The organism is Acetobacter okinawensis, from assembly GCF_002153655.1.
Lineage (GTDB): Bacteria > Pseudomonadota > Alphaproteobacteria > Acetobacterales > Acetobacteraceae > Acetobacter > Acetobacter okinawensis_A.
Genome location: NZ_JOPJ01000008.1, coordinates 48,231 through 71,223, shown reverse-complemented (window position 1 = coordinate 71,223; position 22,993 = coordinate 48,231). Strand labels below are relative to the sequence as shown.

The 22,993-nt window shown below is 58.8% G+C and carries 20 protein-coding genes, 1 pseudogene and 1 riboswitch; of the genes and pseudogenes, 9 read left to right on the top strand and 12 right to left on the bottom strand.

The window, feature by feature from the left end:
- Positions 1-9: 9 nt before the first annotated feature.
- Positions 10-2,370, bottom strand: coding sequence for a TonB-dependent receptor (locus tag HK26_RS05615; protein ID WP_180539344.1), 2,361 nt, complete (start codon positions 2,368-2,370; stop codon positions 10-12).
- A 627-nt stretch (positions 2,371-2,997) separates the two neighbouring features.
- Positions 2,998-3,669 (bottom strand): annotated as a pseudogene (locus HK26_RS05605) (YfdX family protein); the annotation flags it as partial.
- A gap of 523 nt (positions 3,670-4,192) precedes the next feature.
- Here HK26_RS05605 and HK26_RS05600 point away from each other — a divergent pair.
- The 5 genes from HK26_RS05600 (at position 4,193) to HK26_RS05580 (ending at position 10,008) form a co-directional block, all read left to right on the top strand.
- Complete coding sequence (locus HK26_RS05600; RefSeq protein ID WP_180539342.1) at positions 4,193-4,768, top strand: RNA polymerase sigma factor; 576 nt, start codon at positions 4,193-4,195, stop codon at positions 4,766-4,768.
- A complete protein-coding gene (locus tag HK26_RS05595) occupies positions 4,719-5,654 on the top strand; it encodes a FecR family protein (protein ID WP_086638872.1) in 936 nt (311 codons plus the stop codon). The genes HK26_RS05600 and HK26_RS05595 overlap by 50 nt, the downstream gene beginning before the upstream one ends.
- Positions 5,655-5,773: 119 nt before the next feature.
- The gene (locus tag HK26_RS05590; RefSeq protein ID WP_257640871.1) at positions 5,774-8,257 is read left to right on the top strand and encodes a TonB-dependent receptor; all 2,484 of its coding nucleotides are present in this window, start codon (positions 5,774-5,776) and stop codon (positions 8,255-8,257) included.
- A complete protein-coding gene (locus tag HK26_RS05585) occupies positions 8,254-9,516 on the top strand; it encodes a histidine-type phosphatase (protein WP_086638871.1) in 1,263 nt (420 codons plus the stop codon). The genes HK26_RS05590 and HK26_RS05585 overlap by 4 nt, the downstream gene beginning before the upstream one ends.
- 69 nt (positions 9,517-9,585) lie before the next feature.
- Positions 9,586-10,008 carry a hypothetical protein gene (locus tag HK26_RS05580; RefSeq protein ID WP_086638870.1) on the top strand — a complete coding sequence of 141 codons (423 nt, stop codon included), beginning with the start codon at positions 9,586-9,588 and terminating at the stop codon, positions 10,006-10,008.
- Between the two features lie 28 nt (positions 10,009-10,036).
- Here HK26_RS05580 and HK26_RS05575 read toward each other — a convergent pair whose 3' ends face one another.
- A complete protein-coding gene (locus tag HK26_RS05575) occupies positions 10,037-10,720 on the bottom strand; it encodes a Fe2+-dependent dioxygenase (protein WP_086638918.1) in 684 nt (227 codons plus the stop codon).
- A 326-nt stretch (positions 10,721-11,046) separates the two neighbouring features.
- Between HK26_RS05575 and HK26_RS05570 the strand changes: the two genes are divergently transcribed.
- Both HK26_RS05570 and HK26_RS05565 read left to right on the top strand, forming a co-directional pair.
- Positions 11,047-12,414 carry a GGDEF domain-containing protein gene (locus HK26_RS05570; protein WP_086638869.1) on the top strand — a complete coding sequence of 456 codons (1,368 nt, stop codon included), beginning with the start codon at positions 11,047-11,049 and terminating at the stop codon, positions 12,412-12,414.
- A gap of 328 nt (positions 12,415-12,742) precedes the next feature.
- On the top strand, positions 12,743-13,411 hold the full coding sequence (locus HK26_RS05565) for an HD-GYP domain-containing protein (RefSeq protein ID WP_180539340.1): 669 nt from the start codon (positions 12,743-12,745) through the stop codon (positions 13,409-13,411).
- A 31-nt stretch (positions 13,412-13,442) separates the two neighbouring features.
- Here HK26_RS05565 and hmuQ read toward each other — a convergent pair whose 3' ends face one another.
- From hmuQ to HK26_RS05550, 3 genes are all read right to left on the bottom strand, one after another.
- Positions 13,443-13,763 (bottom strand): heme-degrading protein HmuQ, encoded by a 321-nt coding sequence (gene hmuQ / locus HK26_RS05560; protein ID WP_086638867.1) that lies wholly within the window; start codon positions 13,761-13,763, stop codon positions 13,443-13,445.
- A 146-nt stretch (positions 13,764-13,909) separates the two neighbouring features.
- Positions 13,910-14,740, bottom strand: coding sequence for a siderophore-interacting protein (locus HK26_RS05555; protein ID WP_086638917.1), 831 nt, complete (start codon positions 14,738-14,740; stop codon positions 13,910-13,912).
- A 71-nt stretch (positions 14,741-14,811) separates the two neighbouring features.
- Entirely contained in the window at positions 14,812-15,354 is a 543-nt protein-coding gene (locus HK26_RS05550; RefSeq protein ID WP_374188222.1) for a PadR family transcriptional regulator, read from the bottom strand.
- 189 nt (positions 15,355-15,543) lie between these two features.
- Positions 15,544-15,624, top strand: a riboswitch (Fluoride riboswitch).
- A gap of 33 nt (positions 15,625-15,657) precedes the next feature.
- Here HK26_RS05550 and HK26_RS05545 point away from each other — a divergent pair.
- Together HK26_RS05545 and HK26_RS05540 are read left to right on the top strand one after the other, a co-directional pair.
- Positions 15,658-16,578 (top strand): universal stress protein, encoded by a 921-nt coding sequence (locus tag HK26_RS05545; protein WP_257640870.1) that lies wholly within the window; start codon positions 15,658-15,660, stop codon positions 16,576-16,578.
- Positions 16,579-16,611: 33 nt separating this feature from the next.
- Complete coding sequence (locus HK26_RS05540; RefSeq protein ID WP_086638865.1) at positions 16,612-17,025, top strand: CrcB family protein; 414 nt, start codon at positions 16,612-16,614, stop codon at positions 17,023-17,025.
- 10 nt (positions 17,026-17,035) lie between these two features.
- Here the strand turns inward: HK26_RS05540 and HK26_RS05535 are convergent, their stop codons facing one another.
- The 6 genes from HK26_RS05535 to HK26_RS05510 form a co-directional block, all read right to left on the bottom strand.
- Positions 17,036-17,971, bottom strand: coding sequence for a LysR family transcriptional regulator (locus HK26_RS05535; RefSeq protein WP_086638864.1), 936 nt, complete (start codon positions 17,969-17,971; stop codon positions 17,036-17,038).
- A gap of 110 nt (positions 17,972-18,081) precedes the next feature.
- Entirely contained in the window at positions 18,082-18,990 is a 909-nt protein-coding gene (locus tag HK26_RS05530) for an NAD-dependent epimerase/dehydratase family protein (RefSeq protein ID WP_086638863.1), read from the bottom strand.
- A gap of 17 nt (positions 18,991-19,007) precedes the next feature.
- Positions 19,008-19,406, bottom strand: a complete 399-nt coding sequence (locus HK26_RS05525) for a cupin domain-containing protein (protein ID WP_086638862.1) — start codon at positions 19,404-19,406, stop codon at positions 19,008-19,010.
- Positions 19,407-19,442: 36 nt separating this feature from the next.
- Positions 19,443-19,985, bottom strand: a complete 543-nt coding sequence (locus HK26_RS05520) for an RrF2 family transcriptional regulator (RefSeq protein WP_086638861.1) — start codon at positions 19,983-19,985, stop codon at positions 19,443-19,445.
- A gap of 122 nt (positions 19,986-20,107) precedes the next feature.
- Positions 20,108-22,207, bottom strand: a complete 2,100-nt coding sequence (gene shc / locus HK26_RS05515) for a squalene--hopene cyclase (RefSeq protein WP_086638860.1) — start codon at positions 22,205-22,207, stop codon at positions 20,108-20,110.
- Positions 22,208-22,258: 51 nt separating this feature from the next.
- Positions 22,259-22,816, bottom strand: coding sequence for a TetR/AcrR family transcriptional regulator (locus HK26_RS05510; protein ID WP_086638859.1), 558 nt, complete (start codon positions 22,814-22,816; stop codon positions 22,259-22,261).
- Positions 22,817-22,993: the final 177 nt, after the last annotated feature.

Sequence of the window (22,993 nt, the reverse complement as noted above, 5' to 3'; positions counted from 1 at the left end):
GATAATGCCTTAGTACGCAAAACTGACTTCACCCATAAACATCCGTCCGGCCGAGGGCGTAGCACGGTTGGAGAAAAGGCTCTGGTAATTAAGGCGATTAGCCAGATTGTAACCGTTCATGGAAATTTTCCAATGCTCGTTAAAGCGGTGAGAAATCACGGCGCTAAAGTCGAGATTAGCCGGAGCACGCAGCGTATTTCCCGCATCCAGCCAGACATGCTGGCGCCATGTTACGCCACCACCAATCATGAGGTTATAGGGCTTGGATGCAAACGCATTGTAAGCCGTCCACAACGTCGCCTGATTATGCGGGACATACTGCACATTCTTGCCAATGTTTTTGGCGGTTGAGGATGCCGTTGTGCTGCTGTCATACAGGGCATATGTGGCGGAGATATTCCAACCCGGCAGAATGACCCCACCAACAGACAACTCAAGCCCCTGATTACGCTGTTTGTCAGACGAGCCCTCAAGTGTTCCGGTCACGGGGTCTGCATTCAGGGCGTTGCCCTTGTCCAGCCGGAACAGGGAGGCGCTCAGCCCCATCCGGTCATGGAGAATGCTGTATTTTGCACCAATTTCGTAAAGCTGTGCGGTTTCAGGGCTGGCAAAGGAATTGGTTCCCGGGCGGATTGGCACAGACCCGTTGGTCACATACATGCCCATCGGGGTCGTGGAGCTGGCCCATGTAAAGTAGTACGTCTGGTGTGCATCCGGGGTGATGACCAGACTGACATTCGGGTTAAACACCCCGCTGACATCATGGAAGTGTTTATCAGGATATTTGGAAACATCCCCGCCGGTGACATTGTAGGTTGTCTGCCAGCGGTCCCAGCGGAAACCACCTTTGACCGACAGCCAGTCCGTGAACCATATCTGATCAAACAGGAACAGGCCGGTATCAAAACCATATCCATTACTGCCAGATTTTGCCCCAATACCACCCAGATTAACCAGACCCGTCGGGTTGGAATCACCCGGGACAAGGTTGAGGTTGCCCACATAAGGGTTGGGGTTTACCAGACTGGCGTATGGTTTGGGGTTCAGGTAGGTAGACTGTTTGCGCTCGTCATTGACGCGCTCAATATCAATCCCGGCCACAACCTGATGTTTGAGAAAACCGGTTTTGAAATTGGCGACCATGGACGCAACATTCTGGACCGACCAGCTCTGCTGCTCGTACGGCAAAGGCGCCTGAATGGTGCCGCCCCCTTGCCCGTTGCCTGCACCATTGGGGCCAGAGCGGGCCACCAGCGCTGCTGCGGGGTCACCCATAAAGTAATTGTTCACGCAGGTTGTGTCACACGTTGCCTTGGATGCGGCAAATGTGCGGTAGTATTGGCCCCCACGCAGGTCATCATAAAACGTAATATGGTCGTTCAGCTTATAGGTAAAGCGCGCGGTTTCCATATTATCACTGGTGGCGTTCTGGTCGCTATCCGTGCCATAAAAATTCGTGCGCCGGATGCCGTATTCGGTAATAGGCTGGCCATAGGCCGCCCCCGGCTTGGTCACCACCGGCACCCCAAAGTCGGGCACGGAGTTTTCCTGCTGGTGCATGTATTGCAACACCAGCGTTGCCCGCTTGCCCAGACCAAATGTAATGGACGGAGCAACACCCCAACGATGCGAAAAAATATAGTTCCGGCCCACAACATTATGCTCATCCCCCATTCCGGTAATGCGGAAGGCGGTTGAGTCATTCAGCTTCTGGTTCACGTCAAATGTGCCACGGTAATAACTGCCCGACCCGCCGGAGAATTCTGCCGCATAGCGGTTGGTCAGTGTTGGGGCTTTGGTCACCATGTTAATGGCGCCACCCGTTGTGCCGTTACCAAACACCTCCGACGATGGTCCTTTGATAACGGAGACAGTCTCCATATTAAATGAATCACGGGAATAGACGCCAAAGTCCCTTAACCCGTCTTCATAAATATCATTCTGGGCCTGAAAGCCACGGATCAGGAACTGGTCACCATTCATGCCACCAGCGCCCTCGCCAATGGATGATGTCACACCCGGTACATCCCGCAGGGCCTCGTCCAGAGATTTGACATTCTGCTGCCGCATGAGTTCTTGCGGAACCACGTTGATTGTCTGCGGTGTATGCATAACGTCCTGCGGCATACGCGACAGGCCCAGACTCTGGTGCATGATATTAAAGGCACGCCCGGTGACTGTCAGGCGTTCTGTCTCCTGACTTTCTACGCCGTCCCTCTGGGCATGCTGCGCGGATGTGGACTTCTGATTATGCTGGTCTTTTTTTTGCCGGGTCTCATCGACCTTGCCCGTATCCGCAGCGTTGGCCTGCGCGGCAAGGAAGAGAGTTCCCGCGATTGAAAGAGAATGAAGACTGCGATGAACTGACATTTTTATGATCTTTCATGGTGTTAACGACCGACCACCTAAAGATCTCTGAGGGTCTGAGGCCAAAAGTCGTTTGACCTGTATCAAACCTGAGACACTCTGTAAATGATAATAAATCGCAATAACATCCGCTTTTTGGCAGAAAACCGCACAACCGGAGTACTCATTGCAGCACAACATAAAAAAACCCGCACAGGGCGGGTTTAGGCTGGCGGGGCAAGGGGGAGGAGAGAAAGAGACCTTCCGGACTGACCGGGGATGCAAAACAGTCCGAAAGTTCGGGGGGATAGTTTTTTAACGGTAGTCACGACAACCACAGATTGTCGCGGTGATGCCCCTTGCCCCACCAGCAGAAACGCCTTCATCACCGCGACAGGATGATAATAAGAACGATTCTCATTAAAGCGCAAGCAAAAAAACAGGGGCCTGCGTATTTTTTTACGCAGGCCCCCATATGGTGTGCACAAGCCCTTACTTTGGCTTGGTTTTTTACTGCGCACCAGCCTTGGTGGAATCGGTGCCAGCGGGTGCCGGTGCGGCCGCTACAGGCGCTGCGGCACTGCTGGCGGGTGCTGCCGGTGCCGTGGCGGCAGTTGTTGTGGCTGCTGCCGCATGCGCCGCAGCTTTACCTTTGCCTGCAGTGCTGGCACTGGCGGACTGGTCTACAAAATCATCCGACACAAACACAATGCTATCCAGCAACTGGTCCAGTGCTTCCTTCGCCTGAGCGGCCTGCCGGCCTTCGGTCAGCACGCGGGCGCGGTACAGGGTGCTTTTGGTCTGTTCCAGCGGTGCGAGGGCGATAATAAAGTCCGCATCCTCCCCCACAACCTGCAGGTTCTGCTGGGCCTGCGTGTTCTGACCGGCCTTGAGCGCCTGATTGGCCTGCTGGGCTGCTGCTTTTTTGTCGGGGGCCAGTGTTTCGGTCAAAATGAACTCACCACCCACGGGAATCCACGTAATGGCACCCGTAGCAGGCTTGTGTGTGGCCGAGACCGGATGCTTGGGGGAAAGCTGCAACTGGTCTTCCGCTGCAAAAAACCGCCGGTTATCTTTTTGCGCCGCGACAAACCGCTTTTGCGCATCATAAATCGGGGGGATGGCCGCATCCGTTTTACCCTGCGCCAGCAGGTCGCGCGCAACCAGCACGTCCTGCATGGCCTTTTGCCCATCAACCGACAGATGGTGCAGCGCACGACCGGCCTTGAACTTCTCCCAGTCTGTATGAATAACGCCCGCGTGGGCTGCGGTGGTGCTGACCATAAGGGCAGCCAATGCCGCCATAGATGCCTTGAAACGCATGAAAACAATCCTGACCGAAAATGTTGAACGCTCAAACAATAGGTATTCAACCTCAATATCTGGTTAGTAAAATCCGTTTCTCAAGGTGAGAGGGGGCGGAACATAACGTATTAAAAAATTTATTATTTTTGCGATGTCTGCTGTGTAGGTCAGGCAACTCCTCAACGCCTCCCGCATCATGCAACACAGCCATGTTTTAAAAACAGGCAAGTGCTCACCCCCCGCCAAATGGCACGGCACATTCCGCACGCCCGCGCAAAAATCCTCTTTACGTCAGATTCGTCCACAGATTCTGCGGATGCTCCGGTGCATAAGCCTGTGGATAATGTGTACAGATGGTGTGAAAGCCCGGCACGGCACATGGGCATCCCCTCCCCCGGACCAAGGCGGGCAGAACCACGCTGGGCCGTGCCATGCCGTGTGAACTTACCGCGCCCATTGTCATGCAACTGTCACACTGCGGTAGCCATGCAGTTGCTACATGCCTGCCCATCACCCACACTGGCGGGGCAGAGGGGTTTACGTGTTAGACAACACAGAGGCATGCAGCATCTGGCTGGCCACCCATATTCTCCCGCACGAAGGCCATATCCGCGCATGGCTGCGCCGTTACGGCGATATTGAGGCGGACGACATTATCCACGAGGCCTATGTGGTCATGGCGCAGGCAGACCATGCCGCAGTTGCCAACCCACGCGCCTATTTTGCCTCCGTCTGCCGCAACCTTGTCATGCAGCACTACCGGCGCGCCCGCGTGGTGCCCGTGACCAGCCTGGCACTTATGCAGGCCGACAGCGTGGCCGACGCCACACCCTCGGTCGAGCGGGTGGTGCATGCCCGGCAGGAAATGCGCTTTCTGGAAAAAACAATAGCCAGACTGCCAGCCCGGTGCAGGGATATTTTTATTTTGCGCAGGGCCCGCGGGCTGAGCCAGAAAGAATGCGCCGCACAATTGAATATTTCTGAAAACGTTGTAGAAAAACAGCTTGCTCGTGCACTTGTTTTTCTCTCCAACGCCTATTCTGACTCAGACAGGGAGATGACCGTTGATGAGGAGAGACGCCCGCGTCTCGCCCACTCTCGCAAACGCCAGCCCTGACGAGGCGGCGGCAGGATGGACGGCCAGACTGGACAAAGGCCCCCTATCCGCAGGCGAACAGCAGGCACTACAGCATTGGCTGGAGCAGGATATACGACACAAGGGAGCCTTCCTGCGTGCAAAGGCCATATGGCATGCAAGCGGCAGGCTGGCAGCCCTGCAAGGCCCCACGGCACCTGCCGTTGCACACCCGGCCACGCTGCCTGCACTGCCACGCCGCCGTTTTTTTGCAGCGGCGGCCGCCGCTGTGGCGCTGCTGGCCGTACCCAAGCGGCAAGGCAAGGCCAACAGCCTTTATACTACGGCCAATGCACTGTCCGCCCCGCTCAGCACCGCATTTGGCACCATTACGCTCGATTGTTACTCCAAGCTTAAAATGGGGCTGGAGAGCAGCCGGCTGGTTAGCGGGCGCTGCTGCGTTCTGGGCCGGACCGGAATGATCATGAAGGCGGGCGAGCTTATTTTTGCGCCTCAGGGCCGCCTGCTCCTGTCCTGCACACCCTCGCAGGTTGTGGCGACGGCGGTATCTGGCACCGTGCGGCTGCGCCTGCACCACACAAACGACTGGTGGACCCTGCGTGCAGGCGCACAGATTACCCAGAACGGCACCCAAGCCCCCGAAATGCGCAGCCTGATGCCCGAGGAGCTGGATGCCCAGAACGCATGGAGCCTTGGGCAACTGGAAGTCCATGATGAGAGCATGGCCAGCATTGCCAGCACCTTCAACCGTTACAACCAGCGGCAGGTCCATGTGTCCCCCGCACTGGCCAGCCACCGCCTGACCGGCGTGTTCACCCTGACGCGGCCAGAGGAATTTGCCGCAACAGCCCGCACCATACTGGGGGCCAAACTGGCGGAAACCCCGCAAACCCTGAGTTTATACTAAGGTTTTTGCTCTACATTACAAAAGTTCCACCTGTCTTATTTGTGTAACAAAAAAAACCAGCGGAAAATACAGCGGTTTTGACTCTTAGCGGTATGTTCGTCACAAGCAGGGCAACTACCGTGCAGTCTTTTTCCTTCCGCCTTTCCTCCCTTACCCTTGGCCTTTGTGGCGTATCCTTTCTGTCCGCCTCCCATGTGCTGGCGGCACCCATGCATTTTGCCATTCCCGCAGGGCCACTGAACCAGACGGTTGTCACCTTCAGCCGCCAGTCCGCGCAGCAGGTGGCGCTGGACAGTTCTCTGGCCGCTCATGCCACCTCTGCCCCGGTTTACGGCACCATGGAGCCGGATGTAGCACTGGAGCACCTGCTACAGGGCACCGGGCTGAGCGTGGACGGGCGGCAGAAGAACATGCTGATCCTGCGCAAAACCCCAACACCTCCCGCAAAAGCCACGCACCACACCACGCCTTTGCAAAAAGAGGCAAACACAAATGAACATATAACGGTTTTGGGGCGCGCCATGCGGCTGTCCCCCGCCGTGGTGCCGCTTGATATTACGGAACCTACGTCGCGCATTCAAAGCAACTTTATCAACAACAACATCATCCCGCTGGCCAGCGTGGATGATATTATCAAGTTCCAGCCCAGCATATGGACCCAGAACCCCAACGGGCCGGGCATGGGCAAGGCAGAAACCATGAGCCTGCGCGGTTTTCAGGACGGGCAGTACAACATGACGTACGATGGTATTCCCTTTGGGGATTCATCGGACCTGCACCATACGACATCCTCTTTGTTTATCTCGCACTTTTTGGGCGAAGCACAGATCGACCGTGGCCCCGGCACGGCCTCCACCATTGGCAATGCGACCTTTGGCGGCACGGTGGGTTTTCGCTCCAAAACACCTCCCTCACGCGCGGGGGTGCAGCTTTATGGCACCTATGGCAGCTTTAACACCCGTGCAGGCGGGCTGGAGCTGGACAGTGGCAAAACCCGTTTTGGCAAAGCCGTGCTGGACATGCAGCACGAGGAAACGGACGGCTACCTGACCAACTCCTACGAAAAACGCTCCAACATTATGTTCAAGGACGAAATACAGCTCGCCCCGGACACGCAACTGACAATCCAGACCACCTATAACAAGGAGTGGCAGTACACCACGCAGGGTGCCACGCTGGCTGAATACGACAGAAGCGGGAAAAACTACGGCCTGTGCAATGACCCGAGCAGGCAGTGCTATTACGGCTACAACCCCAGCACCTACACATCCGACTTCAGCTACATTGCGCTCAAAACCCGGCTGAATGACTGGCTTAGCCTGCAAAACTCCGTGTACACAACAGGCTTTGAGCATGAATACACGGAATCCACTGATGCCAGTGAGACATCACTGGCAGCCAACGGTGTGACTTTTTACAACGCTGCAGGCAAAAAAGTGGCCAAATACGCCGACGACATTCCCGGTAAATACGCAGATGCCCACTTCCGCAATTATGGGGACACACTTAACCTGACAGCCAAAACACATTATGTGGATGTGCAGCTTGGCGTCTGGGCGGATGTGCAAAAGGACAGGCGTGTCAGCTACGCGGTTGACCTTTCCAAAGGGAGCATACCTGTTCCGGGCAAGACGGGCAGCGCCTACAGCTATAATATTACCGATACAAACACCACGCTCCAGCCCTTCCTTGAGCTGGACATACACCCCATGCGCGGCATGACCATAAAGCCCGGGATCAAATACTCCTACTTCCACCGCGATTATGACGCGGCACTGAACAAATCCACCAAAAAACCGCTTGATGCCACACAGACCTTTGAATCATGGCAGCCCTCCATTGCCATTAACCAGCGCATTCTCTCGCAATGGAGTGTTTACGGGCAGGTTGCCCGCGGTTTTCTGGCCCCGCCCATTTCCGTTTTTCAGGTCGGTAATGTTGGCAATGTCAAACCAGAGACCACCATGAACTACCAGATCGGCTCCGTTTACCGGGACAAAAAATGGATGCTGGCGGCAGATGCCTATTACATCAATTTTTCAAACTACATTGCTGCTGCACAAATTAACGTGCCCAGCATTGGCAACACCACCACATACGTCAACAGTGGCGGCGCCATTTACAAAGGGCTGGAGCTGGAGGCACAATATGTGATCGGCTATGGCCTGTCTCTTTACGGCAATTACAGCGTAAACAGCGCCAAATACAAACATACACAGGTCAGCGTTGCCTCCAGCCCCAACATGCTGGCCTCCTTTGGCCTGCTGTATGAAAACGAAAAAGGCGCGTATTTTTCCATTATCGGCAAATACGTTGGCAAACACTGGGGGCTGGACAGCACCACCAACTCCGCTGGCAACACGCAGTTTGCCAACCAGTACAAAATTGGCTCCAACACAACCGCCGACCTTGCCATGGGCTGGCGCATCCATAATATTGGCAGCGTTTTCCGCGAGATTACGCCAAGCCTTAAAATTGGCAACCTGTTCAACAACCGTTCTGTCAGCAACTTTGCGGGGAACCAGAATTACGATGGCACCCCCCTTTACTGGCGCAACCCCGGACGCAGCGTCTTCTTCAACCTTGCGGTGACCATGCCATGAGACATCTTGCCCTGTTCTGCACCCTGCTTGTGGCAACACCCGCCCTTGCAGCACCAGCCCCCGCCACGCCAGCGCTGGCACCCTCCGCCACCGCAGCCACCACACCACCTGCCCTCCCCCCCGGCGGGGCAGTACTGGAGCGGGTGGTCCTGCTGGCCCGCCACGGTATTCGTAGCCCCACCAAAGACCCGCAGGTCCTGCAAACCCAGACCGGCCATGTGTGGGCGCAATGGCCCGTGCCGCCGGGAGAACTGACCGAGCACGGCAAACAGGCACTGGCCCAGATGGTCAGCATGGTGCGCGCGCACTACACGCATGCGGGTCTGCTGCCCCAAACCGGCTGCCCCCAGCCAGACAGCCTTGCCATATGGTCCGACGCCAAGGACCACCGCACGCGAGAAAGCGGGAGCCTGTGGGCCGCGCATCTGGCCCCCGGCTGCGGGCTGCATGCCCGCGCTCTGGCCGATGGGCAGGAAGACCCGATTTTTGCGGGTTCTTCCACCCCCCTGAGTGTGCAGGAGCAAAGCGCCATTGCGCATGAGTTTGCACAGCGCGCCCACACCCTGCCCCCCACAGTCACGCAGGCGCTGAACACGCTGCAAGCTGTGCTGGCCCCCACCGCCTGCACCACCGACACCCCACATTGTCTGAGCGCCAATGTTGCCACGCTGGCGTGGAAAAAAGACAAACCCCACCTTGAAGGCGGCATTGCCACAGGCGGCACTGCGGCGGAAAACCTGCTCCTGGAATACGCGCAGGGCATGCCCGCACAGGCCGAACCTTTTGGCCAAACGGCCCCCGCACCCCTGATCTGGCAGGTTTTTCCCCTCCATACGCAGGAAAGCTGGCTGATCCGCCGCCTGCCCACACTGGCGGCCCACAAAGGTGCGGCCATGGCCCAAGCCGTGCAAAATACCCTTGCCGGCAAAGCAGCGCCGGGCCTGCCCGCCTCCACGGCGCAGGCGCGCCTGCTTGTCCTTTCTGGCCATGACACCAATCTGGACGCGCTAGCCACACTGTACGGGCTGGACTGGGCTTTTACCGACCAGCCAGACCCCACTGCCCCCAACACAACGCTGGCCTTTGAGCTATGGCGCACAGCACATGGCCCCTACATAGCCGTGCGCCTGTTCCATCAGGGGTTGGAAGAACTGCGTGCCCTGACCCCGCCAGACCCGGCGGCAGACATGCAGCTGATTGCCAGCGGCCCCTCACTCCAGACCCTGCGCCCGACCGTACCGGCCAAAAACAGACCATAGCGTGCATAAAACGGGGTGCGGGCGGGCCATAATCTTTGCAAAATGCCCCCCGCACCCCATATTTTACACATGACCAGCGCACACACATCCGCTCCGGAGCAGAACCTCCCCCCCGAACATCTGCGCCAGCGCCGCATGGCGCTCCTGATTGTTCAGCTTCCGGGCAAAACACGCGGGTGGCTGTTCTGGCTGCGTGAGCCACAACAAAAATGGTTGCGCCTGCCCGCTGGCATGCTGCTGATTGTGGGGGGGCTGTTCTCCTTCCTGCCCATTCTGGGGTTATGGATGCTCCCGCTGGGCATTGCCCTGCTGGCGGAGGATTTTGCCCTGTGCCGCAAAATATGCGCGCATATGCTGGACTGGGTCATCCGGCGCAAACCCCACTGGCTTGGCATAGCCCCGGACGAAACCGAGGCCGATGCCTACCAGCGTATTCGCCCCCTGCTCCCCCCGCACCATACGGTCGAGGCCATGGCGCCAACTGAGCGCTAGACAACCACGGGGCAGAGGCAGAGCGCCCTTACAGCTCTGCCCACTGACGCAGCAGGTTATGGTAGGTTGCCGTCAGCCCCAGCACGGCGGGGTGGTCATCGGGCAGGGCTTTACGCGTTTGCATAATCGACTGGTCAAACTGGTAGAGCAGGGCGCGCTGCGTGTCTTCCCGGATCATGGACTGTGTCCAGAAAAAGGACGCCCAGCGGCTCCCCCGCGTGACCGGGCTGACCGCATGCAGGCTGGTAGAAGGGTACACCACCATGTCCCCCGCCGGGAGCTTGACGCTCTGCTGGCCATACGTGTCCTGAATAACCAGTTCGCCGCCATCGTACTCGTCCGGGTCACTCAGGAACAGGGTGGATGACACATCCGTGCGCAGGCGGAACCCCGTACCCGGCACCGGGCGGATTGCGTTGTCCACGTGCATGTCAAACTGCATGCCCGCATCATAACGGTTGAACAGCGGCGGGTACACGCGCAGCGGCAGGGCGGCACTATGGAAGATGGGGTTGCGGCCCAGTGCTTGCAGAATATGCTCGCCCAGTTGCCGGGCTGTGTCGCTGTCCTGCGGAATCTGGAGGTTGTATTTGGCTTTGGCCGACTGCTCACCCGCTGTCACCTTGCCGTCCACCCAGCTCTGCTGCTCCAGAATATGGCGGAAGCGGGCAACATCCTCCGCGCTCAGAACATTGGGAATACGGACCAGCATACAGGAGGGCTCCTTGGTTACATGTGCTGGCTGGTTATAGGGGTTTATGCGAATGATTATCAAACAAAATCATTCCCCGCCTTTTTCAATGTGTTATCGCAAAAAACATGCCATAACTGCGCCACCGGCATAGACCCCGCGACAACAGCCATAAAAAAGACAATGGTTGTGCCGTGCATGAATACCGCCCGATGGCCTCTTTTATTCCAGCAGTGCTTGGCGTTATACTCCCGCGCACATAGTCTGGTATGCTTGTTACCCCGCGTTTTTGGCACTGCGCGGAAAGTCATATTTTATATTGTTCGATCAAAGGGTTCCGTTAACATATGTCTTCCGCCTTTATTACGTTATCTCCGCTCGACCAGATGAAGGAGACCATTAACGCAACCCCGGTTCATGTCCGCAACATCCTGCGCAGCGTGGTGCAGGATTACGGGGTCCATTGTGTGGACCTGTTCTACAATGCGCTGTTCCACCACGAACGCGCCGCCATTTTTTTGGAAAAGGAAACTGTTGAGGTTAAAATGCGACCTCAACTGCTGGCATGGATCCAGAGCCTGTTCTCCACCGAGGCCGATCAGGCCGAAGAACTGAGCGAACTCCAGCGCCGGGTCGGCACGGTCCATGCCAGACTAGATATTCCGACCGACATTGTCGTGTATGGAATGTACATTATAAAACAGGCACTTATTGAAGGAATTCGCGCAACTACAGCGAATAAGGACGATATTATTGCCGCCATCATCTACCTGAACAGCATGATGGATTTTGCCTTCAAGTTCATGATCAAGGCCTATGACATCAACTTCCGCAAGAAAGTGGAAAGTGATGAGGCTTTTCGTCTGGTCTCCCTTGGGCACAATATCTCTTACGAAAAAGAAACACAGATCAGCACGTTTTCGAGCTGGAGCACGGAGGCTTTTTTCTGCCTGTGCAAAGGCCACGCGCAGGACCTGCCCGCCATTGCGGAATCCGAGTTTGGCCTGTGGCTGACCCACAAGGGCATGAGCCTGTTCAAAGGCACGCATGAGGCGCAGGAAATCCAGCAAAAAGTGCGCGCAGTGGATGTAAAAATCCGCGAGATCAAGGCAAGCGGCCTGATCCCACCCGAATTCCCCACCGAACTCCACAAGGCCGTGACCAACCTGACCTTTCTGATCGGGCGCGTCTTCCGCCATCTGGAGGAAGTGGAAAACGGGCGTGACCCGCTGACCAAGGTTTTCAACCGCCGGTTCCTGGACGTGGTGATCCAGAACGAGATCACCTTTGCCCTGACGCACGAAAAACCGTTCAGCCTTGTTATTCTCGACATCGACCACTTCAAAAAAATCAATGACCGTTTTGGTCATCTGGTGGGTGATGAAGTGCTGTGCTTTGTTGCAGAAATCATTGCCGCCAACGTGCGCGCAAACGACTTTATCTTCCGCTACGGCGGAGAAGAGTTTTTGATCGTCCTGACCGAAACCACACTGGCGGACGGGCTGGCCAGCGCCGAGCGGATCCGCCGCGCTCTGGCCGAACAGCCTTTGACCCTCTCCTCCCATGATCAGGTCAGTGTCACCATATCGGGTGGTGTGACCTCTTTTGAGGGTGAAACAAACAGCCGCCTGCTGATCCATCAGGCGGATGAGGCACTTTACAAAGCCAAGAATAACGGGCGCAACCGCATTGTAACCACGCGCAACAGCCCTTAAAAAACACCCTTAATATTACAAATAAATCAGCCAACCGGACTACGACCTCCCCCTTACGCGGGGGAGGGTGCATAAGCATTACGTGCAGCACCCTGTAGCGGGACATTCTATAACCATTTGATTTAAAATAACTTAACCACACGTATTTACTTGTCATTTTTTCCATATGACAACTGGATTTTTTTGGCATTGCAACAATTGCAGTGCAGAAACGCCATGTTTTATCGGTAATATTTTTTTTTCTGAGTTTACGGCCAATTGTATTTTTTATAAAATCGTTCAAAGAAAACTAAATAAATCCCATTCAGTTTCCACGAGTAACCTATGTATGCCTGACTGTACCATCGCCCCCACGTGGGATGCCGGAACGCTTCCCCCGCCCTCACTCCCCCACAAAGACTTTATTCAGGGTGTGAGCAATATCCAGAACGGGCATGGTCGTCGCGTTGGGTTGCTGGCTGTTCTTATCAACCGGCTTGCAGGGCTGGGGCTGGACCCCGACATTATCCAGCTTGCCGGAGAACTGCATGACACGGGCAAGGTACTGACCGGGCGGGACATTCTGCACGCCCCGCGCGCCCTGACCCCGGACGAAAAAAACGTCATTCGCAAGCACCCGCTGCTCGGGCTGGGCGTGCTGCAATGGTACCGGCATGACTTCCCGCGGGAAGTTATGGATGCGGCCCTGCTCCACCATGAGCGGTGGGACGGCACCGGCTACCCGCTTGGGCTTAAGGGGCAGAACATTCCGCTCTGGGTGCAGGTCATTTCCGTGGCGGACACGATTGATGCCTGCCTGTCCAAGCGGAACTACAAACACTCATGGACACCCGAGGCCGTACGCAAAATCCTGCAACAGGAGGCCGGGCGCGCGTTTGAGCCCAAACTGGCCATTTTATGTGCAGCCCATCTGGACGAACTGCTGGAAGTCTGGGACGCGGATTATGCGTGGGAAAAAGCGGGGGACACGCTCCCTACCGGCCTGCACACCAACTAGGCCACAGCAAACAGGCAGGGGGCCGGGCTGTTCAGGCGCTCACATCCTGCAAAACGGTAAAGCCCTCAAACACCGGCGGGCCTGCGGTCAGGGCCTTGCCCTGCCCCGCCCCCGCATGGGCCTGACGGAACTGCTCGGACTGGGTCCACCCCACAAAAGCCTCGTACGAGGCCCAGACGGTGTGGGAGGCATAAAGCCTGCCTTGCTCCTTTTGCGGTCCTTGCAAAAACTGGAAGCTGATAAAGCCGGGCACACTTTGCAGCAAAACCTCGCGGTCGAGCCATCGGCGCTGAAAAGCTTCCTCATTCTCCGGCGTGACCAGAAAACGGTTCATGGCAATATACTGGGGCATGGTCTGTTTTCCTTCAACCGTGGATGACGCAGTGCACAATATGCGGCAGGGCAGAGCACAGCGGCCCAATATCGCCCTGCATCAAACGTGCGCCCAAACGCACAACCCGGCAACCTAAAAACCCACCCTGACGCCAGCGCCAGCCCTCAGCCCATTACGGGGGGCTGCACCTGTGGCTCTGGCCTTTTTGGCACCGGAACATCCTCCACATCCCGGACTGCGGCGTCTGTCTGCCCCATGGACCAGTAGCCCGCAGCCCTGATCCAGCCTGCCGGTACGCAGCGCACATCCTGCAAATAATCCCGCACGGCTCTGCCAACATGGGCCTCCGCCCCGATCCAGACAAAGGTTCCCACCGGAATAGCCACCTCGCCCAAAGCTGCCACAATGGCCTGCGCCTGATCGGCCAGCTCCATGGGGCGGTGCACCCAGTATGCCTTATGCTGGGCAGAGGTTGCCAGCACCTGCTCGTCCTCCGGTCCCGGCACCGCCACAACGGTGGTAACACTCGCCCCTGCGGGCAGGGATTCCACCCTACGGCCAATGGCGGGCAAGGCTGTCTCGTCCCCCACAAGGAGCCAGTGCGCGACATCCCCCCTGATCAGCCGCGAGCCTTTGGGGCCTCCAACCTCCAGCCGGTCCCCCACGCGGGCAGCACGCGCCCATGCGGCGGCGGGGCCTGCCTGATGGTCCACAAAGTCCAGCACCAGCGTGGCATTGGCCGGGTTGTAGGAGCGGGGGGTGTAGTCCCGGCGTACCTCCTGCCCATCTGCCCCGTGGAGAAAGATTTTAATGTGATCATCCGGTGCGGGGCTGGCAAAATCCTCCAAATCCGCACCGCTAAAGGTTATGCGGATCATATGCGGGGTCAGGCGGGCCACGGCCACAACACTCAGGCTGCGCCTGCGCAAGGGGTGGCGCACAAGGTCGATTGTGGGCGCGGGCGGCCAAACCTGTTCATCGCCGGGTTGTTGCATGGTTGTCTGCTCCTTGCTGGGCATTTATGGCGCGCTGGGGGCCATTGGGGGCTTGTTACCAGAATAAGGGGTTAATCCTGCCCGATCGCGCGGGCGGCCTCGTCCAGCAGGGCGGCTATTTTTTCCGCCTCCTGCGGGTCCAGCCCACCATTGCGCAACCGCAGGCGCAGTGCGGTTTTCAGGTTTTCCATCGCACGCACAATGGGGACCGGCGCATTGCGCCGGCCGCCGTGCTCGGGCATGGGGGCATTGGCCGCACGGGCCAGAATTTCGGCCAGAGCCGCGTGGTTGACGGCCAGAAAAGCCTCGCCCTCGGGGGTGATATGGTAGGTCTTGCGCCCGGCATCCTCGGCGGGGCGGGTATGGCCTGCCTCCTCCAGCCATGTGAGCGTGGGGTAAATCACGCCCGGACTGGGGGTGTAGCTGCCTGCAAACTTGTCTTCTATGGTTTTGATCAGTTCGTACCCGTAGGTCGGCTTCTGCCCGATCAGGCTCAGCACGAGCAGGCGCATCTCCCCATAATCAAACAGCCGGTGGCGGCCACCGCGCCGCCCGCCACCACCACGGTGGTGAAGGGCGTCATCCCGGTGGTGGTCATGGCCGTGGTAGCGCATGCCGGCAGGCAAAAGGGGCAGATCATCAGGGGCAAAACGCCGATGACAGCTTTGCCCACCTGCATGGTTTTTTCTGTATTCCATAATTCCGACATAAGTCCCGATATATCGTGAGTCAAGATATATCGGGATATGTTTTGTTACGCCGCCCCACAAGCCGGATTGACTTGCCTGCCGCGTTCTCTCCATACTGGAAATGGCAATGGACTCTGCCGGATTTTGGTCACCCAGAATCGAACCGCCCTGTTGGCTGATGATTCCTACCCCGCAAACCATGCGCGAGGGAGGAGTGTGTCCACAGCCATGTTTTCCATACCCCGGCAGACCGCCCCGCGCAGCTCCACCCCTTCGGGCGTGGTGCGGCCCAACCCGCCCCACTGCCCCCACAGGCAGGAACCCCATGCAATGCGCCTTGTTGCTGTTCTTGATGACGTGCCGTCCGCCGCCCGGACCCTGAGCACCGCTGGCCAACTGGCCGAGCGGCTGGGTGGTGCCGATCTTTGCGTCTTCCACCCCATACCCACCATAGACCCGGATTTTCAAAGCCCGGATGAAGGTCTGCCAGACCCCGCACAGCAGGCCCGCTTTGCCCAGTCGGTCGCAGCCCACGCCTGCACCCTGCGCCAGATTTTTGCCCCCTGGCAGGCAACTCTCCCCAACAACACCCCCGCACACTGGCTGGAACAGGCAGGGGACATCCGCACCACCCTGCCGACCGTTGCCAGCACGGCCGATTTTGTTGTCCTCGGCCCAGCAAACCCCAATTGCACACAGGCCACCCGGCAGATTTTTGCAACCACCCTGTACGCCACGCAGGCAGCGGTGCTCATCACCCCGCCTGTGGCACAGGCCAGCCTTGGGCTGCACCCGGTTGTGGCATGGCAGAACAGCCCCAACCTGCTGCGTGCAGTCCACAGCGCCATGCCGCTGCTGCTAACCGCACAGCAGGTCACCATTCTTATGGGAGAGCACCAGCCCGGCACGGCCCCCGACCCCGCATTGCTCGCCCAGTTGCGCGCCAGCGGCGTGGCCGTTGCGCTGGAGCGGTTTGCGCTTGCAGGCAGTGGTGTGGGCGCACAAATCCGCACCCTTGCCACGCAGGCCGGGGCCGACCTGCTGGTTATGGGGGCTTATGGCAGGCCCCATTTTGTGGAGTGGCTGTTTGGCGGCCCTACAGTGGACCTGCTGGCCAGCGCCACATGGCCCATACTGACCCAACACTAACAAAACCCCTTACAGAACAACAGGTTTTCTATTATGGTCAGCTCTTTTCTTCCCTCCCTCCTTATCGGCCTTGCCGGGGCTGCGGGTACATTGCTGCGCTACTGGGTGGGGCTTGCAACCCTGCGGTGGAGCCAGGTCCTGCCGTGGGGGACAATTCTTATCAATGTTTCCGGCTCGTTCGCCATTGCGTTTTTTGGCACCTTGACCGCAGCAGGGGGCCGCCTGCCCGTGTCCGAGACCGGAAGGCTGGTGTTTATGGTCGGGCTATGCGGCGGGTACACCACATTTTCCTCCTTTAGCCTGCAAACGCTCGACCTGCTCAAAAACGGGGCTCCGGGGCGCGCCCTGCTCAACATTGGCCTGTCGGTTGGTCTGTGCATGCTCAGTGTGAGTGCCGGGTATCTGGCGGCGCAGGCCGTGAACACACTCCACGGGGGCGAGAATTAACCCAGAGGTATCAGCCCTGCCCCGGCTCGCCCGCACAACTGGCCCATGGCGGGTTGGCAAAAGCTTTTTCCAGATAATCCAGCAAGGCCGTAACCCGCATGGGCCGCAGCGGGCTGGCGGGGGTAACAAGGTACAGGGTTATGGTGGCTGCACGCCACTGCGGCAAAAAGCACTCCAGACGCCCATTCCGCAGCCCGTCCCAGACCATGAATTCGGGGAACAGACCATACCCCAGCCCCGCCTCCAGCGCGGGGAGGAACGCCTCCGAGTTATCGGCTCTCAACGCCGGGCTCTGGGTCAGCACAAACTCCTTACCCGTGGCCGCATGGTTCAGCCGCAGCACACCCGGCATGGCCATGTTGGTATAGACAAACCCCTTATGCCCTTCCAGCGCGCGGGGGTGCTCAGGGCGGCCGTGCCGGTCCAGCCATGCAGGGGCTGCCACCAGCAGTAGCCGAAAAGCGCACAGGCTGCGCGCCCGTAATGACGAATCTGCCAAAGAGGCAATGCGGAGTGCAACATCATAGCCCTCCGCCACAAGGTCCACCACCGCATCGCTAAAATCTATATCCAGTTCCACATCGGGGTACTGCTCCATAAATCCGGGCAGAACCGGGGCCAGATGGCGTATGCCAAAGGTCATGGGGGCAGCCACACGCACCCTGCCCGACGGGCGCTGCTTACCGCCACGGGCCAGCCCCTCCGCATTCTGGGCTTCGGCCACAATGCGGCTGGCGTGGCCTAGCAGGGCCTGCCCGGTCTGGGTCAGGGACAGGTGGCGGGAGTTCCGGTGGAACAGCGCCACACCAAGGGCCTGCTCCAGACGCCCCACCGCCTTGGACACCGTAGGCCGGGACAGTTGCACATCCTCTGCCGCACGGGCAAAGGAGCCAAATTCGGCCACTTTTGCAAAAATGGCCCATGCCTCAAAATCCGGTAGCCGCATAGCCTACAGTCCCGCGCCATTCCCCAATACCCGATTATACGCCGCGCAGCAGGTTCTGGCCAAGGTGTAGCAGACTGCCCCCGCCACAAGCCAGCACGCACGACATGCCCCTATGCAGCCCCCCATGGCTGCCTGCGCGGAGCAAAACCCAGCACGACGCGCGCCTTGTGGTTGCATGCTCCATCCAGAGCATTCTGGTAATACACGCTCTCCTCCCCCAGACTGGCGCGGGCGTCCTGCGCAGTCATCTGCCGGGGGGCGGGCGCGCCAACCCAGCGGGCATAGGCGGGGAGCCACGCATGGACTGGCACAGGCTGGTCATCCACCACATTGTACACCCCCTGCGGCGCACTGAGTGCAGACAGGGTTGCCCGAGCGGCATCCTCCACATGGATAAAGGAGAACACACTCGCCCCGGCCCCAATCAGCGGCACTTCGGCCTGACGCATATGGGTGGTAAATGCCCCATCGGGCCAGTACCATGTGCGCGGACCATAAAAAAAGCCGTAACGCAGTGCGGTACCTTGTATATCGGGCGCAGACATCACGCGTTTTTCCAAGGCCGTATACATCCGCGCACTCTCGCCCATATGCCCCGGAGCGGTGGTTTTAAGGGCTGCTGTGTCCTCCGCCAGCCCTCCTGCCCCATTCAGGTAAAACCCGCAGGATTGCTGTATATAGCGCGCCACACAGCAAGCCCGTGCCGCATCAAACAGATTACCACCCCCTTGCAGGCGCAAAACCCGATCGGCTGGCAACCTGTGTGGCAGGTCAAACGGGCTGGTGGGGAGGGAGGTCAGCTGGTCCACCACACAATCGGGGCGCAGGCGCTCCATCATGGCAAAAACGGCTGAGCGTTCCAGCGCATTCCCCTGCACCACACCGGCCCCCAGCGCGCTGAGTGCGGCCTGCCCGCGCACGCTGTGCGCCATGCCCCAGACATCATACCCCGCCTGACGCAACAGCCCGATAAGGGGTAAGCCCAGAGCACCACTGCCCCCGGCGACAAGAATTTTCATGCCTGTTCCCCTGCTTTTCAGTGCGCGGGCAGCACAAAGGGTGCGCCCCGATCCTTGACAAAAAAGGCGATAAACCGCGCAGCCTCGGTTGTGCTGGCATTGCGCCCGATTAAATGCACATCCGATGGTCCTTCAAAAAAACTTTGTCCCGCATGCAAGGTTACAGCTTTACCCCCTGCAACCTGCATGACCACACTGCCCATAAGCACATACACAAAGACCGAGGCGTTGTGCCGGTGCACCGGGTCCGCACCGCCGGGTGGGTAATCAACCACCAGCATGCTCCCTTCCTGCCCCGCACGGTCGGGCAGGGCGTGGCTGAGCAGCGGCGTCACACGCGCAGAGGGAGGTGCAGCCTGCACCGGCACTGTGCCCAGACACAGGGCCAGCGCCACAAAACATGAAAAACAACGCATGATACGTGCTCTTTTGCAAAAAAGATGAAACAGATATTATGGGGCCGCCGTGCGTTTGTTTTGCCTGACCCTGCCGGTTTTTCGGGTCTTTGCCCGTTCCTCAAACCAGAGCCGGGCTTCATCTGCAAACGCGGTGGGGGCCTTGTTACGCACACCCTGTGCCAGATCGGCCAAAGTTGTTTGTGCAAGCTCGGCACGCATGGCCTGCTCAGCGCGGAGCATGGCGGCATGAATGCTACATACCCCCCGTTGCGCCCATTCTGGCGGAGTTTGACCAAACAGAGCGCAACGCCCCCTGATTTCCTGACAGTTGAAAAGTGTTTTACGCCCCTCGGTCGCCTCCACCACGTCCAGCACGCTTACCTGCCCTGCCGGGCGGGCAAGCTGGTAGCCACCGCGCAAACCCTCTGCTGCACGCACCAGCCCTGCTTTTTCCAACCGGGGGAGCAGTTTGGCCATAAAGGCCGGGGGAATGCCCTGCATCTGGGCAAGGTCCAGACTGCTGACCGGCTCGGGGTGGTCCACCAGCCAGAGCAGGCTGTGCAGAACATATTCGGTGCTTGCGCCATAAAGTGCCATACGCGGACCATATTAGTCCGCGTTTTGATTCGCAAGAAAAAACCGCCCTTATCGGGCGGCTGTCCTGCTCTGCGCACGACACCTCTGCCACACCCCGGCAGGGTGTAGCAGAGGGTGGGGACTTACCCCCCAACAGGCATAATACGTGCCGCCCGGCTGAGCGCCATAAGCGGGAAAAACTGGCGATACAGGTCGTAGCGCAGCATAAACGCGCGGGAGAGTTCAGCCCCCTGCTGCAACCGTTTGGCAACCGCCGGGTCATCCAGCTTAATGGTCTGCCCAACCCCGTAACCGGGGAAGCCGGTGCCGGTGAACTCCTCCTCCGTCCAGCTTCCATCACTTTCCTGCCGGTCAATCAGGTAACGGCAGCCGCGTGCAATGGCCGCATGGTCCTGCGCCCGGTTGGCCGCTATCAGCCCCATAAGCGCCCATGCGGTTTGCGAGGGCGTGGTTGTGCCCCGCCCGATGGAGGAAATATCCATATAAGAGGCGCAACTTTCGCCCCAACCGCCATTTTCCTGCTGGTGGGCAATCAGCCAGTCACACGCGCGGGTAATGTAGGGCTGGGTCATATCCTCCCCAATAGCGGCAAGGGCAGGCAGCACCGCACCAGTACCATACAGGTAGTTGACGCCCCACCGCCCGAACCATGCGCCCGATGCCTCCTGCTCGGCGCGGATATACGCAAGCCCACGCTGGAGAGCGGGCGTGTTACGCGGCACACCCAGCAGACCAAACGCCTCCAGCACATGCGCGGTCACATCGACCGAAGGAGGGTCCAGCGCCTCCCCAAAGTCACAGAACGGAATTTTGGACAGAAGGCTGCGGTTGTTATCCTTATCAAACGCGCCCCAGCCACCACAGCTGCTCTGCATGGCGATAAGCCATGTCACACCCCGGTTGATGGCGGCCTCAACCCCTTTTGCCTTCCATTCCTCCCGATTACGGCAGGAGGACAGGGCGATAAGGGCCACCGCCGTATCGTCCGTATCGGGGTAGCGGTCGTTGGCATATTCAAACGCCCAGCCGCCCGGTTCCACATCAGGCAGCTTGATCGACCAGTCCCCTTTTACGCGCACCTGCCGCGCAAGCAGCCAGTCCAGCGCCTTGTCCATCTGCGGGGTGTAGCGTTCCTCGGCACTGGCGTCATGCAGGGCCATAAGGGCCAGCATGGTGTCCCACACCGGGCTGTTGGTGGCCTGCACCCACGAGGCATCGCCCCGGTCCTGCCGCCAGCCCGGATCATCCAGCGCGGCAAGGGCCTTGGCCATGACCGGGTGGTGGAACTGGTAGTCCTCCCCATGCAGCGCCATAAGGCCATAGACCCATGGGGGCTGAATGCCCCCCCATCCGCCATCGGCATCCTGATGGCGGATAATCCATTCCAGCATATGGCGGATGGCGGCCTCGCGCACGGTGTTGCGCTTGAGGAATTTGGTCTGGAGCCAGTGCAGCCCACGGTCAGTGGTGCGGAAAAAGCTCGACCACAGATCGACCCCGTCCTTTTTGGGCAAAACGTAATCAAACGCCGCGCGCCCTTGGGGGAAAAGCGCATCCAGCCGGTCCTGCGGGCGCAGGGGGCGGCTTGGCCTGCGGGCAGACAGAATAGCCAGCGGTACCAGTGTGGCCCGCGCCCATTGTGCAAAATTATAGATGGAAAAAACAAATTTGTCGGGGAACCAGATCACCTCTGGTGGCAGGTTGGGGGTCTGCTCCCATGGCCATTCCCCAATCAGGGCCAGCCAGTAGCGGGTAAACACGCGCACATTGCGCAGCCCCCCCATACGCAGGATCCATGCGCAGGCCTTGCTCAGGGCCGGGGTGTCTGCCGGGTAGCCAAGCGAGCGCAGGGCGGCATAGGCCTCCACCGTGGCGTTAATATCCCCATTGCCGGCACCCCAGTAGGTGCCCCATGACCCATCCTCACGCTGCATCTGCAGCAGGGCTTTGCCCAGACGGGGGCGCAGGGGATGGTCCTCCAGCCCCAGATACCACAGGGCGAGGCACCATTCCGCCTCCATGGAGGCATTGGACGCCACCGGCCCCACCCAGTGCCCATCGGCTTTCTGCTCCCCGATCAGCCAGTCACAGGCAGCGGCCACCGTGTGGGCCAGACTGTTGCCCAGCCCCGTAAATGGTGTGGAGGAGGCATTGGAGGGAGGGGGAGAGACTATACCAGACACGGCCGCCTTCACTTTCTGGGAATGGAAAACTGTTGTCATGCGTCAATACCTGAACGCCTGTTTAATGTATATTCATGCAAGGCACAGCGTTTATGCGGGGCTGGCCTTGTCGGGGAAGACCATATTCTGAATATCGGCAAAAACGCTGTTCCATTGGGCATCCTGCATATCCACAAAACCGAGACTTCTTAGAAAAAAAGCCCCTTCTGCTGCAAAAATCATTGTGCGTATCTGCCGTGCTTCCACGGTATGGCCACTCCCCTGCCCCAGCCAGCGCGCATACCACGCCTTGATCGGGGCCAGATGCCGGGGTGACTGGAGCAGGGTCACCAGCATACCCACCATCCGTGCGCGCGCGGCATCATCCATGCGGCTACAGGCCTGCACATACGCACGGGCCAGAGCGGCAGGCCCGCTCAGCGCGCCACGGCAGCGTGCAACATGCGTGTCAAACACCAAAAACCAGCGTTCAATCAGGGCGGCTATCAGGTCGTCCTTACTGCCAAAGCAGTATTGCAGCCCGCCCTTTGTAATGCCCGCCTCCCGCGCGACTGCGTCCAGCGTCAGTGCGGTTGCACCGTTGCGCTGCACAAGATGTTCTGCACAGGTCAGCACTTTTTCACGGTCTATGGTTCTGGGGCGGGCCATGCGTTACCTTGCGGCGTTTAATTCCATCCAGACGGAATTAAACGACCCTCCGTGCTGTTTCAAGCCCCCACAACCAGCCCGATAACCATATGCAAAGGGGTATGCAGCACGTGCATGACGCTGAGCCGCAAATATCACATTAATATATAGTGTAATTTCGCATCCATAAATAGCGGG